Here is a 13829-nt window from a genome sequence, read left to right as displayed (position 1 = left end):
CTGCAGGCAAGTGGGGCGCCATAGCAAGCATACCGCCGGACCTGTGGCTGGTAATAATCGCAATGGCAGTGTCCGGGTTTGGCGGCGCGCTCTTGTTCTTTTTGGAAGGCATCAAGCGCGTAGGGACGATAAAGACAATGTCCGTCTTTTCGACGGTGCCTATCTTTGGCATCGCGATAGCCGCCATCACGCTGGGCGAGTCGATAAGCATCTTTCAGGCAGTCGCGACAGCACTTGTCGTGACCGGCATACTCATAGTCAGCCGGCGCTAGAGCAATTTCAGCCTGTTTGTGACCTTGTCGACGAGGTCGGAAGGCGCCGGCCCTATCCCTATGCAGGTAGTCGTCCCGGGCGGTATCTGGGTGAGGCCGCTGTCGTTTACCTGGGACACCGGCAGCTTCAGGCTCTCTGCGTGCTTTCTCACTTCCATGAGCTCGTCAAAGCTCTGCACCTTGACCACCACCTTGGCCTGCCCGGCTTCAAACCACTCGTGGAACCATTCCGGCTTTTTTTCCTTCGTGCGCTCGACGGCCATGACTGCCGCATGCGCTACCTGCGCGGCTATCTTGCCAGTCCCCATCCCGAGGTCCCTCCTAACCACCATCACCTGCTTGAAATCCAAAACTAGCCATAGTTTAATTAGCAGAGCGAGAAATACGTTGCTGGTCTTTCTCTCATGTCCGATTTTGACGTAGTTGTTGCCGGCGGGAGCATCTCCGGGCTCCTCGCGGCGCGAGAAGCCGCAAGGGCCGGCCTGTCAGTCGCGGTGGTCGAAGAAGACGCCGAGATAGGGACGCCGGAGCACTGCGGGGGGCTCGTCAGCATGGAAGGCATCCGCAACCTTGGCATAATACCTGACGCGATTGAAAATAACAGGATAAAGAAGGCGAGGATACTCTCGCCCTCAAACGGCTTTGAGATTGCGGCCGAGAAGCAAAAGGTCGTCGTCGTTGACCGGCGGGAACTCGACAAACAGGTGGCGCTCCAGGCCCAGCGGGCCGGCGCCGAGATCAGGGTAAAGTGCTCCATGCGCTCTGCCGTGCAGGACGGGGACTGCTATGTTGTAAAGACGTCAGAAGGCGAGCTGAAATGCGGCTATTTCGTCGACGCAAGGGGCGTCGCCTCCATAATCAACAGAAACCGCGAGGGCGTGCTGTCGTCGGCGCAGTACGAAGTGTATGCCCCGTGGATAGAACGCGACACAATAGAAGTCGCGTTTGACAGCGAGAAATATCCCGGCTTTTTCGCGTGGGTCATCCCTACCGGCGACGGGCAGGGCAAGGTGGGTGTGGCCGGCAAGGGCATAAACGCGGCCAGCGCGCTGAAATCATACATGGACGCCAAGGGCCCGCATTCTGCCGTGCGTAAAGTGTATGCACCGATATGGGTGAGCGGGCCGGTGGAAAACTTTGCCTCCGGGCACACCGTCATCGTGGGCGACGCGGCAGGGCAGACCAAGCCGACCACTGCCGGCGGCATCTATACCTGCGGCATGGGGGGCATGATGGCAGGCAAGGCGATTGCAAATGAAAACATGTCCGAGTACCAGCATAGGTGGGAGTCGATGTTCAAAGACGAGTTTGACAAGATGCTGCTGGCAAGGCGCCTGCTGGAGCGGCTTGACAACAGGGCGATAGACGACCTGTTTTCCGCAATACCAAAGGACAGGATAGAAGAGGCCGCATCGACCGGCGACTTTGACTTTCACGCCGCGGCGCTGTCCAAGATGCTGAGCGCCAAGAGCGCCGCCCGGATGGCCAGGGCGCTTTTTGGCAACGAAATCCGCCGTCTGGTTGACGGATAGATATAAATTCGGATATTCCCGTCAAAACCTTATGTCCAAACCGTTGCAATTGCCGGTCTGCACCTCATGCAGCAGGCCGATAATGCCTAACGATGAATGCGTAAAATACTACTGCCCTAACTGCGGCTATGTCCTCATGTGGCGCTGCGAGTCATGCAGAGAATTTGCAAGGCCCTACAAGTGCGTGGGCTGCGGCTTTGAGGGTCCGTAGAAATGGCGCGCCTGGTTGCAAGGATCAAGATTTTGCCGGCAGAAGCCGAGACCAACCTCGACGGCGTGCTTGAAAGCCTGAAAAAGAGCGTCCCTGAAGGGATGGAGATAAAGGCGCACGCCAAGGAGCCGATTGCATTTGGCCTCAACGCGATTGTGGGCGACTTTATGCTCGACGACGCCGAGGGCCAGATGGACAAGCTCGAAGAGGCCATAAAGGGCATAACGGGCGTAGGCGAGATTGAAGTGATGAACATCAGCCGCGCGTCGGTCAAGATGAAGTAAAGCTAATGTCTGTAATCACGCCGGGGGCTCTATAATTTGAAAAAGGCCAGGGTAGGCAGCGACGATCCTTCGCATGTTCAGCTGAGGGTGGCCGAGGCCAAGCACCGCGACGTGGGCAAGCGCAGGGCCCGGCTCGACACGCATTACATGGAGCAGCTGGGCGTCCAGCCCGGCGAGGTGGTCGAGCTGGCCGGCAAGCGCGCCACTGCCGTGACAGCGTGGCCGGCAGACGACGAGGAGGGCGAGACTGACATCATCCGCATCGACGGCCAGACGAGAAAAAACGCCGGCGTCGGCCTCAACGACCTCCTGAGCGTCCGCAAGGCAGAGAGCAAGGCCGCCAAGAGCATAACGCTGTCGCCTATCGGGGACAGCAACATCACAGTCGACAAGGAATTTTGCGAGTTTGTAAAGAGCCGGCTCAAAGGCTTTCCCGTGAGCGAGGGCGACGAGGTGTCTGTAGTCATACTCGGAAACCCGATGGACTTTAAAGTCGAAAAGGTGTCTCCAAAATCCATCGTCCGGATAGAGAGGACCAGCCGGCTTGCCATAATGGCCGAGACGACGACGGACCGCAAGCCCCGCGTGACCTATGAAGAGATTGGCGGCATGAAAGAGCAGATACGCCGGCTGCGAGAGATTGTCGAGCTTCCGATGCGCCACCCCGAGGTGTTTGCAAGGCTCGGCATCGAGCCGCATTCCGGCATCCTGATGTACGGCCCACCCGGAACGGGCAAGACGCTGATTGCCAAGGCACTTGCGTCAGAGTCGGAGGCCAACTTTTTCATAATAAACGGCCCGGAGATAATGAACAAGTACTATGGCGAGACCGAGGCGCGCCTGCGGGACATCTTTAAGGAGGCCAAAGAGTCAGCGCCTTCGATAATATTCATAGACGAGATAGACGCCATCGCGCCAAAGAGGGAGGAGGCGTTTGGCGACGTGGAAAAGAGGGTCGTTGCGCAACTGCTCGCATTGATGGACGGCATGTCCGAGCGCGGGCAGGTAATCGTGCTTGGCGCCACCAACAGGCCCGAGAGCCTCGACCCCGCGCTGAGGCGCCCCGGCAGGTTTGACCGCGAGATAGAGGTGGGCGTCCCCAACGCAGAGGGCCGGCTGGAGATACTCCAGATACACACCCGCGGCATGCCCCTTGCCGACGACATCAACCTGCAGGACCTCGGCTCGGAGCTGCACGGCTACACCGGCGCCGACATCAAGGCGCTCTGCAGGGAGGCTGCCATGAGGGCCCTCCGGCGCTATCTGCCCGAGATAGACATGGAGGGGGAAAAGATCTCGCCTGAAGTCCTCGAGCAGATGGTTATCACTACCAGGGATTTCCGCGAAGGCATAAAGGAGATAGTCCCCACTGCCATGAGGGAGTTCTACGTCGAAGTGGCCCGGGTAAAGTGGAACGACGTGGGCGGGCTGTATGACGCCAAGAGGATACTTCACGACAACCTCATTGCCGCCATCAAAGAGCCCGACAGCTTTTCCAGGATGGGGATCAAGCCGCCCAAGGGCGCGCTGCTGTACGGTCCCTCCGGCACCGGCAAGACGCTTATTGCCAAGGCGCTTGCGACCGAGAGCAGCGCCAACATCATTGTAGTGCGCGGCCCAGAAGTGCTGAGCAAGTGGGTCGGCGAGTCCGAGAAGGCGATACGCGAAATTTTCAGGAAAGCCAAGACGTCGTCGCCTTGCATAGTCGTGTTTGACGAGCTGGACTCGCTCGCGCGCCCGAGGGGGGCAAGCGAGGACTCGTCCGGCAACGAGCGCGTCGTCAGCCAGCTGCTCACAGAGATAGACGACTCTGGCAACTCTGGCGTAATCGTGCTTGGCATCACGAACCGGCCCGACCTCATTGACCCGTCGCTGCTGCGCCCCGGCAGGCTAGACTTGATAATCTACGTCAGCCAGCCTGACGAAAAGGCGCGCTACGAGATACTAAAGATAATAACGCAGCCGATGCCCATCGAGTCCGACGTCGACCTTGTCAGCATCGCCCAGACGACAAAGAACTTTTCCGGCGCCGACCTCCAGTCGCTCTGCAGGGAGGCCGCCGTGAACGCGATGCAGAGAAAGTCGGCCAAGGTCACAAACGCCGACTTTGCTACCGCCCTGCGCGCTGCAAGGCCGTCGATAACCAAAGAGGTAGAGGAATGGTACGAGTCGGTAAAAAAGAACCTTACCTTTGCGATGCCAAAGCCGATTGACAAGAGCTTTTACGGTTGAGATCATGAAGTATCCACTACGCAACCTCATATACGAAAAGGTCAAGCAGGCAGGCAACATGACAGATGCCGAGCTTGCAAGCGCGCTGTCCAAGGACGGCGTAAGCCTGCCGGAAGCCGAGCTCAACAAGGTCCTGCTGGACTTGGAGATCTATGGCCTCATCCGGGTGACATGGGTCACGAAGGAAAAGCGCAGAGTCGAGCTGGCGACCGAGCCTGCTAGAACTTGAAATAATAGAGCGCGTCAAACGCCAGGGCGATAAAGACGACAACCAGGTACGGCGCCGTGACCTTGTACGCCTTCCACGCAAATTCCGGCGTGGGATTCTTGGTCAGCTTGTAGTGATAGACGAGCATGAGCGAGCCTGAAGCGGCCGCGACGATTGTGTACAGCAGGCCGAGGCCGAAAAAGTAGAGGGCGACTGAATACGGGAGGAGTATCGCCGTGTTGAGAAGGATGTAGCTTGCAGTCCTCTGGTTGCCGATGAGCACCGGCAGCATCGGGACGCGGACGCTTGCATACTCTTCCCTTGCCTTGATTGCGAGGCACCAGAAATGCGGCGGCGTCCACATGAACACTATCCAGCCGACGAGAAAGCCCAGCAGGTCCATCGAGCCTGTCGCCGTGGCCCACCCTGCCATCGAAGCGGCGCTCCCTGCAAAGCCTCCAATGACGATGTTTGAGGCGTTGCTCCTCTTGAGCCACGCCGTGTAGATGATGACGTAGAAAAATATGCCAAGGGCTATCATGCCTGTGGCCATCGGGTTGAGCGTGAACCACGCTATCGCCACTGCCAGCGCGCTGACGCCGATGCCGTACCACAGGACCGTCGACGGCGAGAGCCTGCCTGCAGGTATTGGCCTCTGCGCCGTCCTGGGCATCACCTTGTCAATGTCACGGTCGTAATAGTGGTTGAGTGCGCTTGCGCCCATCGAAGCAAGGGCTCCGGACAGCGTCAAAAAGCCAAGGTGCCACCAGCTGATATCCCATGCGACCTCTGGCGTGGCGTCAAACCGGGTGGCTGCGAGGTACGACGTTATCGCAGTTATCACGAGGACTACCACTATTCTCGGTTTTGAAACTTCGATAAAGTCCCGTGCAGTCACTGCAAAAGATGCCTCGAAGGTGTTCTACCCTTGCTTGCATTTAATTTATTCGCTAGGCGGGTCAGTCCACGAAATGTTTCAAGTTTGACACCTGCAGCTTGAAAAATGTCAGTACCTTGCGCCTCAAGAGCGCGTGCTCGGCGTCTGAAAGCCCGCACTGGCATTTTTCTTTGTCGATGCCATGCCGCTCTGCGATGGCGCACACCCGCGCGACTTTGTCGCGGGCCTGCTCAAAGTCATAGAGGCCGCCGAGCTTTTGCGTGCTCTCTAGCATGTCCAGCAGGTTGACAGTCATCAGCCACGCGTCCCAGACGGTATCGCTGTCGCCGACTTCAAACGCGTCAGCAATGGACAATATGGCGTGGACTTTGGTTGCGCGACATTAAGGGAGGTGGTCAACAATTTTAGAGGTCCTAGCTTGTTGCGCAACAAGCTAGGTTATGTCGACTTTTATGGTGGCGGCCCTGTTAGACTCGTCAGATGCGGTGATGTTGCGCTCCCCCTGCTGGCCTTCTGGCAGAGTGGTCGAGGCCGAAAACGTCCCTGTCGCGTCCGTTATTATCTCTGCCGGCTCTGTTTCAAGCACCCTGTTGTTGAGCGCAAGCGTTATCCTCTGGCTCTCGCCAAACCCGCTGCCTTCTATCTCTACCTCGCTCCCGGCAGGGGTGGGGTTTGGACCTACCGAGATGGAGGCAGAGGGGGTGACATCGGGAATCGGCTCCGGGTTTGTGTCCGGCGTCCCGCCTCCGTCATTTGGGCCCGGATTGTCCTGCCCTGCGCCTTCCGTCGGTCCCGTGCCTATTGATCCCGGTGGAGCCGTGGTGTCCTGTACAATGTCTGGCTGAGGCGCCCGCGCGGCTCCCAGCGCCAGCAGGATGCCGACAACGGCTATCACCGCGACTGCGCCAATTATAGCATATTTTTTAAAGCTGCCCCTGTCGTTACTGCGCATCATACGCATCGTTGGAGGGCAGAAAAATTAAGGGAACCTGCGGATAGAAGGTTCCGATATATCTTCTCAACTGCCGCTAATTGCTTCCTCACCCGTTAAAAGCGAACAGCAATGCTGCAGGGCAGATTCCTGTGCCGTAGCATGCGAGCTGTCCGGGGTGCGCGGTGGGCGGCAAGGCCTGACATTGTCATCATCGGCCCGGCAGTCTCTTGCCCTGGAGCAAGCGGTGGCGCCCTTTTCGCAGCCAGTAATAAAGTTCTGCATCACTGCGACTCGATGACCACCCTGTACGGCTTGCTGTTCTTGCCAACTAGCTCTATGGACTCGCTCCAGCATACATCCCTGACTCCGTCTCTGGACTTTATTAGCTCTATGAGGGACAGCAGGTCCGAGTTGTTTTTGAATACCACTTCTGCCTTCAGGTCCATGGCGTTTTCACCTAGCGTCCTTGTCACCGAAGTCACCGCGCTGTCCATTTCAAGGACTTCCTTTCCGACAGACAGCGTCTTGCCGTCTGAAGTGGCGATGAACAAAGTCGCTGTCCTGAATCCGAACACGTCTGCCTTGAGCGAGTAGCTCCTCTCTATCAGGTTGTCTTCGAGCCTCTTTCTCCTCCTCTGGATGGTGCTGAGGGGGATGTCAAGCTCTTTTGACAGCGCAAGGGAAGGCACGTCGCCTTCGGACGAGAACAGCTGCTGGATTATCTTTTTGTCAGCGTCAGACAGCGTGGGCACAAACTCGCCGTTGCCCCTTGGCCTTCCGCGCCTGACGTCAGAGTGCATGGTCACCAGGTTGCGCATGCCGTTCAGCAGGTCGCCGAGGCTTTCAATCGTCAGCTCTGCCAACGAGTCGCCGCCTATACCCATGTCCTCAAGCTCTGCAATGATCTCTGTCCTGGACTTATTCTTATGTAACGTTCTTAGTGATGTTTCCACATGTAACACCTTTACATTCGAAAGAAATAGAAGATTGTAATATAGGCACGATGTCCTTTATCTGTCTGCCGGCCGGGTAATTTATCCACATTAACAGCCGGCAGTGAGGAACATTGCCATCTACGGTTCGCCTGCAATCCTGCCCATTTGCCTGAAAATGCAAGCTTTTCCCTAAAAGAGCAACCGGACAAAAAGGGCTCATAGGACTGATTTGCCGCGGCTGGCACAAGTAACCAATGAGTAAAGATTAATTATGCCAAAAAAGCCCAACTAGACCAGATGACTGACTGGGATCTGTTGACACCCGGCATAGGTCTCACTACCATCGGCATCGCCGGCGTTGGCATATCGCTATCTGGCATCGCCAAGACCTTTATCGACGGCATGCACGCAGTTTCGCTTCTGACGATGTTTATCGGCATGATCTTTCTTGCCTCCGGGCTCTTCAAGGACGGCTTTCCCAGTTCTGGAAGGGCGAAGTCTGCCACCTTTATCACGCTTGGCTTCCTCGTCACCTTTGGCGTCGCGGCGGCAGTCACGGTCAGCATACAGGTCACGACCATCTTTGCGTATATCGGCCTGATGACGATAATAGGCATACCTGCAGCGGTGCTTGCAGTCGTGTCGTACAGAAAGCCGCAGTACCTCAAGGCGATGGGCGTAATATTCATAGCCGCATCGGCAGTCGCAGGCATCACGTTCTATGCTTTCGGCCTGGTGACTCCCAAGCCTCCCGTTGAAGAGGCTCCTGCAGAAACACCGGCTGAGGCGCCCGCCGAGACGCCAGCAGCGCCGGCCAACACTGTCAAGGCCACGATACTTGCAGGGGCGTCATCTCAGGAAAACCCGGACTATGAGCCAGACCCGGTGACCGCTGCGGTGGGAGACAGCATAGAGTGGACCAACGAGGACAACGCGATACACACTGTTACCCACAAGGTGACTGATGATCCACTGTTTGACTCGGACCTTATCAACGCCGGCAAGACATGGACACTCGACACTTCGAAGCTTGCAGAGGGCGATTACGAATACTTTTGCGAATTGCACCCGTTCATGACTGCCATGCTGACCCTCCAGGCGGCAGGCACAAGCGCTCCCGCTGCTGAAACGGAAGGCGCACCCGCCGAAGGAAATGCGACCCAAGGTAGCGCAACCCCTGGCAATGCGACAGAAGGCACGGCAACGGGAGAAAACGCGACCAGCTCAGGCAACAATGCTCCTGCCGACCTTGTGACTGCGGTGTCGATACCCCAAGGGGCGTCCGTGCCTACAAACGGCAAGTTCTATGCACCTGAGGTAGCCGAGACCGTGGTGGGCGGGATGGTGACATGGACCAACGACGACACCGCCGCTCATACAGTAACTTCGGGCGATGGGGAAACGGCAGAGGCCGACGGAACGTTTGACTCTAAAATAATGGGCCCCAAGAAGACGTTCTCGTTTGTCTTTGAAGAGGTAGGAGACTATGATTATTTCTGCCAGCTGCACCCGTTCATGACCGGCAAGGTTACTGTCAGCTAATGAAGATCATCCTATCCAGCGCGCAGCTGCAACAGCTTGAGCAGCTGGCTAAAGACTCGCTGCCAAACGAGTCGTGCGCGTTCCTCCTGGGCGGGGGCGACAGCGAAGTGACGATAAAAGAAGTCATGCCGATGGAAAACGCCGATGCTTCGCGAGTTTCATTTACTATTACGCCTGACGAAACGCTGCGCGCCTACCGGCTTGCGGAAAGCAGAGGCATGCAGGTCGCCGGCATATTCCACTCGCACCCGTCCTTGCCCTCGCCTTCGAGCACGGACGCACGATTCATGGAGGTCAACCCCGTGGTCTGGGTGATCTACTCTACGACTGCCAACAGGTTTGGCGCCTGGGTCTTTGACGATGGCGTAAAAGAAGTAAAGATGGCTACTATGGCGTGAGCCTGTCGGTGTCCCTGGGGTAAAGGACGACGTCCCTTACGTTCTGCGACCCTGTCAGGACCATCATCAGCCTGTCAAACCCGAGGCCCCATCCCGAGTGGGGAGGCATGCCCCAGTCAAACGCCTTTAGGTGCTCTGCAAAACTTGCCGGGTTGAGCCCCTGCTCGACGAGCCTGCTCTTTAATTTCTCCGGATCGTGCAGCCTGCGGCCGCCAGAGACCAGTTCGAGGTACCCGTGCTGGAGGTCAAACGACTTGGAAAGCCTTGGGTCGTCCTCCTTTTCGTGTATGTAGAACGGCTTTAGCTTTAGCGGCCAGTCCATGATAAAGTAAAACCCATTGTGCATCTCGCCCAGCTTGCGGAGCGCGGCGTCAGACAGGTCGTCGCCAAATTCTAGCTTTTCGCCGTGCTTTGCCAGCTCGTCTAGGCACCGGGCGTACGAAAGGCGCTCTATCTTGCCAAACTGCATGTCTGCCCTTCCGCCTGCAAGTTCAAGGTCGCCCCTGTGACTCTGCTGGAATTCCTGTATGACGCTGCCCACGACTTTTTCAACGATGTCCATCACGTCTTCGTAATCCGTGAACGCGGCCTCGACGTCGATGCTCGTAAACTCGGTCAGGTGCCGGACGGTGTGCGAGTTTTCAGCCCGAAAGTACGGGCCGATCTCAAACACCCTGTCAAGCCCCAGGGTCAGCTGCTCCTTGTAGAGTTGCGGGCTCTGGGCCAGGTATGCTTTACGCTTGAAATAGTCAAACCCAAACAGGTTCGCCCCGCCCTCGCTTGCGCTGCCTATTATCTTTGGCGTGTTAACCTCGATAAAGCCCTCGCTCCTGAGCGTGTCCCTGACGACCTCCAGACCCGCAGACCTGAGGCGAAATATCGCCGCGACCCTGGGGTTGCGCAGGTCGAGGGCCCGCGCGTCAAGCCTCTTGTCGGCGGCCGACTCGACCCTGCCCGTCGGGTCGATGGGCAGCGGGTGGACGGCTTTAGTGAGTATCGTAAACTCGGTTACCTTGACTTCCACCGGAAAGTCCTTGGCCTTGCTCTTTTGCACCGTGCCTGCCACGATGACCGCGCTCTGCCTCTGCGCCTGCCTTGCAGCCTGGACGCTGTCGCCGGTAACTATGGCCTGGCAGGCCCCGGTAACGTCGCGTATCGTGACAAACGCAAGCTTGCCAATGTCGCGGACATCTTCAATCCATCCACCGATCCTCACCTGCTGGCCGACGATGTCTTCCTGCAGCTGGCGGGCGTAATGGGTCCTGTGGATGTCGATCATTGTGATCTACTTCTGCTCGAACTCGACGAGGAGTTCCATGTTCTTGACCGCCTTGGCTATCTTTTGAACTTTTTCAACGTCCACCTTTTTCTGGGCTGCCTTGCCTGCCATGGTGACCTTGGTCACCTTGCCATCGGGGAGCCAGAACTGGTTTACGCTCAGCACCCTGGCGGGGTGGAACAGGCCTTCGATAAAGCCCCGCTCTGAAGCCTCCGAGTCGAGGAACCAGACCTTTTGCTGGAACTCGCCTTCTATCCTTTCGGCGAGGGCAGAGTTGCTGCGCACCGCAAGGACGTCGGGGCTCCTGAGCACGAGCACAAAGTCGCTGTCGACCTTGGCGCCCTTGGAAAGCGTGAACCTGTCAATGTCCTGGCTCTTGCTCGCAACTTTGCTCAGCCTGACCGAGGCGTCAACGTCGTCCTGGCTTATCTGCCCCGCGTGGAGCTTTTCTTCGCACTTGGCGCAAAGCACGCCGGTCTTGGCGTCAAAGGAGCAGATGGGGGTCTTCAAGGCTGCGATAAACTCGCGTTATTTTGCACGACGGTTATATAATGCTATGAGGCCTCGCGTTTGGAATTTTTCTCCATCTATTTTGAGAAATGTACGGTGGACGTGTCATGTAAAATAATTCCGGCAGGCGATCTTTTTACATTGCAGGAGCACCGCAGCTGGCTGTGACAGCTCCTGACGGGCAGCCGTCGGCCGGATATTGTGCAAATTGTGGTTCTCCGCTGCCTGCCGACGCCCTTTACTGCCCAAGGTGCGGAGCAAAGACTCCTGTTGGCCCACCTGGCCGCGAGGCGACGGACAATTTCAAGCTAGGCCTTTTGCTGATAAAGATAGGGATTATCGTGTCAATCGTAATGTCTGCACTTTTCATGGCGGGGATAAGCTGGTTTTACTTTCTGCCTGGCCTGCCCGGGCCCGCTGGAGGGGTTGTAACTGTGTTCAGCTCGTTTGTGATCCTCGGGTTCGTATTTGCAGTCATTGCCGCGTTATTTTACAGGGATATTGCCAACGGCAATGACGGCAGAATAATCCACACAGTCATCCTGGGCGTGCTGATGTTTTTCCTGGCCTCCAACATTGCAGGCGCGCTCGTCGGCATTGGCGCATACCTCTGTCACGTCAACCGCAGGCGTTGAGGCTGGAGATTGTCGTAACAGGTGTTACAACCAAGTCGCTATTTAGGCCGCCGCAATACGAAGGCTGATGAACGTAATCGGATGCAAATATGCGGGCTTTTGCAGGTTCTACCAGAAGGACGGCCACAACTGCACTGACGAGGACGAAGCAGAAACGTACTGCGGGACGTTTGACGTCTTTACAAACTTTGAGCCTGACAAGCACGGCCTGTCAAAAAAGATGCTGGTAAAGTAAAACGGCCTAGATGCCGACTTTTTGTATCTTTTTCAGCATTTCAAGGAGCTCATTTATCTGGGTGCTGTCCGGCTTGCTCGGGTCCATGCCGGTGGCCAGCCTGTTTATCTCTTCGAGCTCCTTGGTGGTAGAGATGTCCTCGACGAGGTTCACTAGGATCTTGGGCTCAAACGGCTTTTGGATGAGCTCGACAATGTGCTCAAGGTGGGTGACAGAGTCAAGGAGCGTCTCCTTGACATAGGCTGAGGCAAAGATTATCCTCTGGCCCTTGTTCATCTTCAGGATCTCCTTTGCCGCCTCAAGGCCGTCTACCCTTGGCATCCTGTAGTCCAGGACCACGGCGCCAAACGGCTCCGGACTGTCCTTCAGGGCTTCCTTGTATGCCTTGACGCATTCCAGCCCGTCGTGCGTGACTACGACCCTGTGGCCCCTGGCCTCAAAAGCAATCCTGCAAAGCTCGCTCACGGCGCTGTCGTCTTCTGCTATCAGGATGCTCGTTTTCATGCCAGAAGGTCGAGACGCTTGTATAAAAAATCTTGGCCGAAATATTATAGAACAATTCTCTAGAATTTGTCCAGGACTACCTTGAATGCCGAGATCATGAACCTGCTGTTTGTGTAGAACGTCTTGGTCTCCTGGCGCTTGGTCATCGACGTCTTGTTCAGCAGGATTATCATCTCTTTGTCGTCGCATATCATGCAGTTGAGCGACTGCGGGGCGTCGACTATGTCCAGCCGTATGGCCTTTTTTTTCTTGGCAGGATCGAGCAATTCCGAGGCCCTCGGGAAGGAAGTCTTTATCCTGACTGAAATGTCCCTTGACGCCAGCTTGTACAGGTCAGAGAGCGTGCCCTCGCGGTACAGCATGACCAGCTCGTCGTGGTGCATTATCATTGAAACCTCTTTTTCGGTCTTGGCTATCATCCTCGTCAGTTTCGCTATCATGGCGTCCTCGCCGATTATGACCTGGTAGGCGTCGTTTTCGGCCTGCTCCTGGTGCACCATGCTGTCGACTATGCTGTCGACAATCCTGTGAACGTCGTTCTTTTTCTCCGAGATTGACCGGAGCGCCGACATCTTGGTCTGCACAAGGTGGTCTATGGCCTCCTTGTACGGAAGCGCGTAGTAGCGCTGCGGCCTGTCAAAGGTCGTGTGCACCATCCCTTTCGCAAGGAGGCTCTCCAGATAGCGGTACATCTCTGTGCGGGCGATGCCCGTTGCAGATGCCAGTTCCGTCACGGTGGAATTCTTGCGTATCATCAGGTTGAACAGGATCTTGGCTTCGTTCAGCGACAGGTCCAGCCGGGTCAGCTCTTCAAGGACCGCCTTTTCGGTCTCGGCTATCCTGGTTGCTAGTTCCAAGTCCAGGTCTCCATGGCTGTTTGGTGCAAAAAAGTCGTGACTTTTCTACGGCAGGCAACTTAAAAACTTTTTACTTTTTGTTACTGGACAATCAACTGTACTCGGGCTCTGCTATAAAACCTATTATACCAACCTGGTGCATCTGCGCTGATGGGCAGGCTTGCAGTCTCGGGGCTTGCGGCCTATTACTTTACAGAGCGCGGGCCAGTCAGGGCAGTCGACGGCCTCAATTTCGAGCTTTCAGACGGAGAGTCGCTTGGCATCGTAGGCGAATCGGCCTGCGGCAAAAGCACGCTGGGCTCCGCTCTGTTGCGCTCCATGCAGCCGCCGGGGAAAATAGTCGCCGGGAGCGTCGTCCTGGGA

General features: G+C 56.7%; 20 protein-coding genes. 11 read left to right on the top strand and 9 right to left on the bottom strand.

Annotation, left to right across the window (positions count from 1 at the left end; translation table 11 throughout):
- A partial coding sequence (locus tag ACREAY_RS03600; RefSeq protein WP_431754395.1) for an EamA family transporter occupies positions 1-272 on the top strand: 272 nt, incomplete at its 5' end.
- On the opposite strand, the gene pth2 is transcribed toward ACREAY_RS03600, so the two are convergent.
- Positions 269-604: a peptidyl-tRNA hydrolase Pth2 gene (pth2, locus tag ACREAY_RS03595; protein WP_431754399.1), complete on the bottom strand. Its 336-nt coding sequence runs from the start codon at positions 602-604 to the stop codon at positions 269-271. The two genes, ACREAY_RS03600 and pth2, sit on opposite strands and share 4 nt — an antisense overlap.
- Positions 605-676: 72 nt before the next feature.
- Here pth2 and ACREAY_RS03590 point away from each other — a divergent pair, with 72 nt between their 5' ends.
- The 5 genes from ACREAY_RS03590 to ACREAY_RS03570 are packed head-to-tail and all read left to right on the top strand — an operon-like array spanning position 677 to position 4760.
- Positions 677-1804: a geranylgeranyl reductase family protein gene (locus ACREAY_RS03590; protein ID WP_431754394.1), complete on the top strand. Its 1128-nt coding sequence runs from the start codon at positions 677-679 to the stop codon at positions 1802-1804.
- Between the two features lie 31 nt (positions 1805-1835).
- Complete coding sequence (locus tag ACREAY_RS03585; RefSeq protein WP_292638152.1) at positions 1836-2015, top strand: zinc finger domain-containing protein; 180 nt, start codon at positions 1836-1838, stop codon at positions 2013-2015.
- Positions 2016-2017: 2 nt separating this feature from the next.
- Positions 2018-2299, top strand: coding sequence for an elongation factor 1-beta (locus tag ACREAY_RS03580; RefSeq protein WP_431754393.1), 282 nt, complete (start codon positions 2018-2020; stop codon positions 2297-2299).
- Between the two features lie 36 nt (positions 2300-2335).
- Complete coding sequence (locus ACREAY_RS03575) at positions 2336-4531, top strand: CDC48 family AAA ATPase (RefSeq protein ID WP_431754392.1); 2196 nt, start codon at positions 2336-2338, stop codon at positions 4529-4531.
- Positions 4532-4535: 4 nt separating this feature from the next.
- Positions 4536-4760 carry a hypothetical protein gene (locus ACREAY_RS03570; RefSeq protein WP_431754391.1) on the top strand — a complete coding sequence of 75 codons (225 nt, stop codon included), beginning with the start codon at positions 4536-4538 and terminating at the stop codon, positions 4758-4760.
- Here the strand turns inward: ACREAY_RS03570 and cyoE are convergent.
- The 4 genes from cyoE to ACREAY_RS03550 form a co-directional block, all read right to left on the bottom strand.
- Positions 4750-5637, bottom strand: a complete 888-nt coding sequence (gene cyoE, locus ACREAY_RS03565) for a heme o synthase (RefSeq protein ID WP_431754390.1) — start codon at positions 5635-5637, stop codon at positions 4750-4752. The two genes, ACREAY_RS03570 and cyoE, sit on opposite strands and share 11 nt — an antisense overlap.
- Before the next feature lie 61 nt (positions 5638-5698).
- Positions 5699-5992, bottom strand: a complete 294-nt coding sequence (locus tag ACREAY_RS03560; protein WP_431754389.1) for a hypothetical protein — start codon at positions 5990-5992, stop codon at positions 5699-5701.
- Positions 5993-6070: 78 nt separating this feature from the next.
- Positions 6071-6592 (bottom strand): hypothetical protein, encoded by a 522-nt coding sequence (locus tag ACREAY_RS03555; RefSeq protein WP_431754388.1) that lies wholly within the window; start codon positions 6590-6592, stop codon positions 6071-6073.
- 260 nt (positions 6593-6852) lie between these two features.
- Positions 6853-7524: an Lrp/AsnC family transcriptional regulator gene (locus tag ACREAY_RS03550; protein ID WP_431754387.1), complete on the bottom strand. Its 672-nt coding sequence runs from the start codon at positions 7522-7524 to the stop codon at positions 6853-6855.
- 279 nt (positions 7525-7803) lie between these two features.
- On the opposite strand from ACREAY_RS03550, the gene ACREAY_RS03545 reads away from it, so the two are divergent.
- The gene (locus ACREAY_RS03545) at positions 7804-9048 is read left to right on the top strand and encodes a cupredoxin domain-containing protein (protein WP_431754386.1); all 1245 of its coding nucleotides are present in this window, start codon (positions 7804-7806) and stop codon (positions 9046-9048) included.
- Entirely contained in the window at positions 9048-9446 is a 399-nt protein-coding gene (locus tag ACREAY_RS03540; protein ID WP_431754385.1) for a Mov34/MPN/PAD-1 family protein, read from the top strand. Before ACREAY_RS03545 ends, ACREAY_RS03540 begins: the two co-directional genes overlap by 1 nt.
- Here ACREAY_RS03540 and aspS read toward each other — a convergent pair.
- The gene (aspS, locus tag ACREAY_RS03535) at positions 9436-10725 is read right to left on the bottom strand and encodes an aspartate--tRNA(Asn) ligase (protein WP_431754384.1); all 1290 of its coding nucleotides are present in this window, start codon (positions 10723-10725) and stop codon (positions 9436-9438) included. The two genes, ACREAY_RS03540 and aspS, sit on opposite strands and share 11 nt — an antisense overlap.
- A gap of 6 nt (positions 10726-10731) precedes the next feature.
- Positions 10732-11235 (bottom strand): hypothetical protein, encoded by a 504-nt coding sequence (locus tag ACREAY_RS03530; protein ID WP_431754383.1) that lies wholly within the window; start codon positions 11233-11235, stop codon positions 10732-10734.
- Between the two features lie 164 nt (positions 11236-11399).
- On the opposite strand from ACREAY_RS03530, the gene ACREAY_RS03525 reads away from it, so the two are divergent.
- Entirely contained in the window at positions 11400-11870 is a 471-nt protein-coding gene (locus ACREAY_RS03525; protein WP_431754382.1) for a zinc-ribbon domain-containing protein, read from the top strand.
- A gap of 67 nt (positions 11871-11937) precedes the next feature.
- Positions 11938-12105, top strand: a complete 168-nt coding sequence (locus ACREAY_RS03520; RefSeq protein WP_431754381.1) for a hypothetical protein — start codon at positions 11938-11940, stop codon at positions 12103-12105.
- A gap of 6 nt (positions 12106-12111) precedes the next feature.
- Here ACREAY_RS03520 and ACREAY_RS03515 read toward each other — a convergent pair whose 3' ends face one another.
- Together ACREAY_RS03515 and ACREAY_RS03510 are read right to left on the bottom strand one after the other, a co-directional pair.
- The gene (locus tag ACREAY_RS03515) at positions 12112-12609 is read right to left on the bottom strand and encodes a response regulator (protein ID WP_431754380.1); all 498 of its coding nucleotides are present in this window, start codon (positions 12607-12609) and stop codon (positions 12112-12114) included.
- 59 nt (positions 12610-12668) lie between these two features.
- Complete coding sequence (locus tag ACREAY_RS03510) at positions 12669-13466, bottom strand: TrmB family transcriptional regulator (protein WP_431754379.1); 798 nt, start codon at positions 13464-13466, stop codon at positions 12669-12671.
- 150 nt (positions 13467-13616) lie between these two features.
- On the opposite strand from ACREAY_RS03510, the gene ACREAY_RS03505 reads away from it, so the two are divergent.
- On the top strand, positions 13617-13829 hold a 213-nt coding region (locus tag ACREAY_RS03505), incomplete at its 3' end, for an ATP-binding cassette domain-containing protein (protein WP_431754378.1).

It is taken from the genome of Nitrososphaera sp. (genome assembly GCF_050748925.1).
Taxonomy (GTDB): Archaea; Thermoproteota; Nitrososphaeria; order Nitrososphaerales; family Nitrososphaeraceae; genus Nitrososphaera.
Note: the sequence above shows the minus strand (reverse complement) of the source record. Positions and strands in the feature narration are given on the sequence as shown.

Coding starts and splice junctions, on each gene's coding strand:
- ACREAY_RS03540 (WP_431754385.1), top strand. CDS start 9,048: ATGAAGATCATCCTATCCAGCGCGCAGCTGCAACAGCTTGAGCAGCTG.
- ACREAY_RS03545 (WP_431754386.1), top strand. CDS start 7,804: ATGACTGACTGGGATCTGTTGACACCCGGCATAGGTCTCACTACCATC.
- ACREAY_RS03515 (WP_431754380.1), bottom strand. CDS start 12,609: ATGAAAACGAGCATCCTGATAGCAGAAGACGACAGCGCCGTGAGCGAG.
- ACREAY_RS03520 (WP_431754381.1), top strand. CDS start 11,938: ATGAACGTAATCGGATGCAAATATGCGGGCTTTTGCAGGTTCTACCAG.
- aspS (WP_431754384.1), bottom strand. CDS start 10,725: ATGATCGACATCCACAGGACCCATTACGCCCGCCAGCTGCAGGAAGAC.
- ACREAY_RS03570 (WP_431754391.1), top strand. CDS start 4,536: ATGAAGTATCCACTACGCAACCTCATATACGAAAAGGTCAAGCAGGCA.
- ACREAY_RS03555 (WP_431754388.1), bottom strand. CDS start 6,592: ATGATGCGCAGTAACGACAGGGGCAGCTTTAAAAAATATGCTATAATT.
- ACREAY_RS03590 (WP_431754394.1), top strand. CDS start 677: ATGTCCGATTTTGACGTAGTTGTTGCCGGCGGGAGCATCTCCGGGCTC.
- ACREAY_RS03585 (WP_292638152.1), top strand. CDS start 1,836: ATGTCCAAACCGTTGCAATTGCCGGTCTGCACCTCATGCAGCAGGCCG.
- pth2 (WP_431754399.1), bottom strand. CDS start 604: ATGGTGGTTAGGAGGGACCTCGGGATGGGGACTGGCAAGATAGCCGCG.
- ACREAY_RS03580 (WP_431754393.1), top strand. CDS start 2,018: ATGGCGCGCCTGGTTGCAAGGATCAAGATTTTGCCGGCAGAAGCCGAG.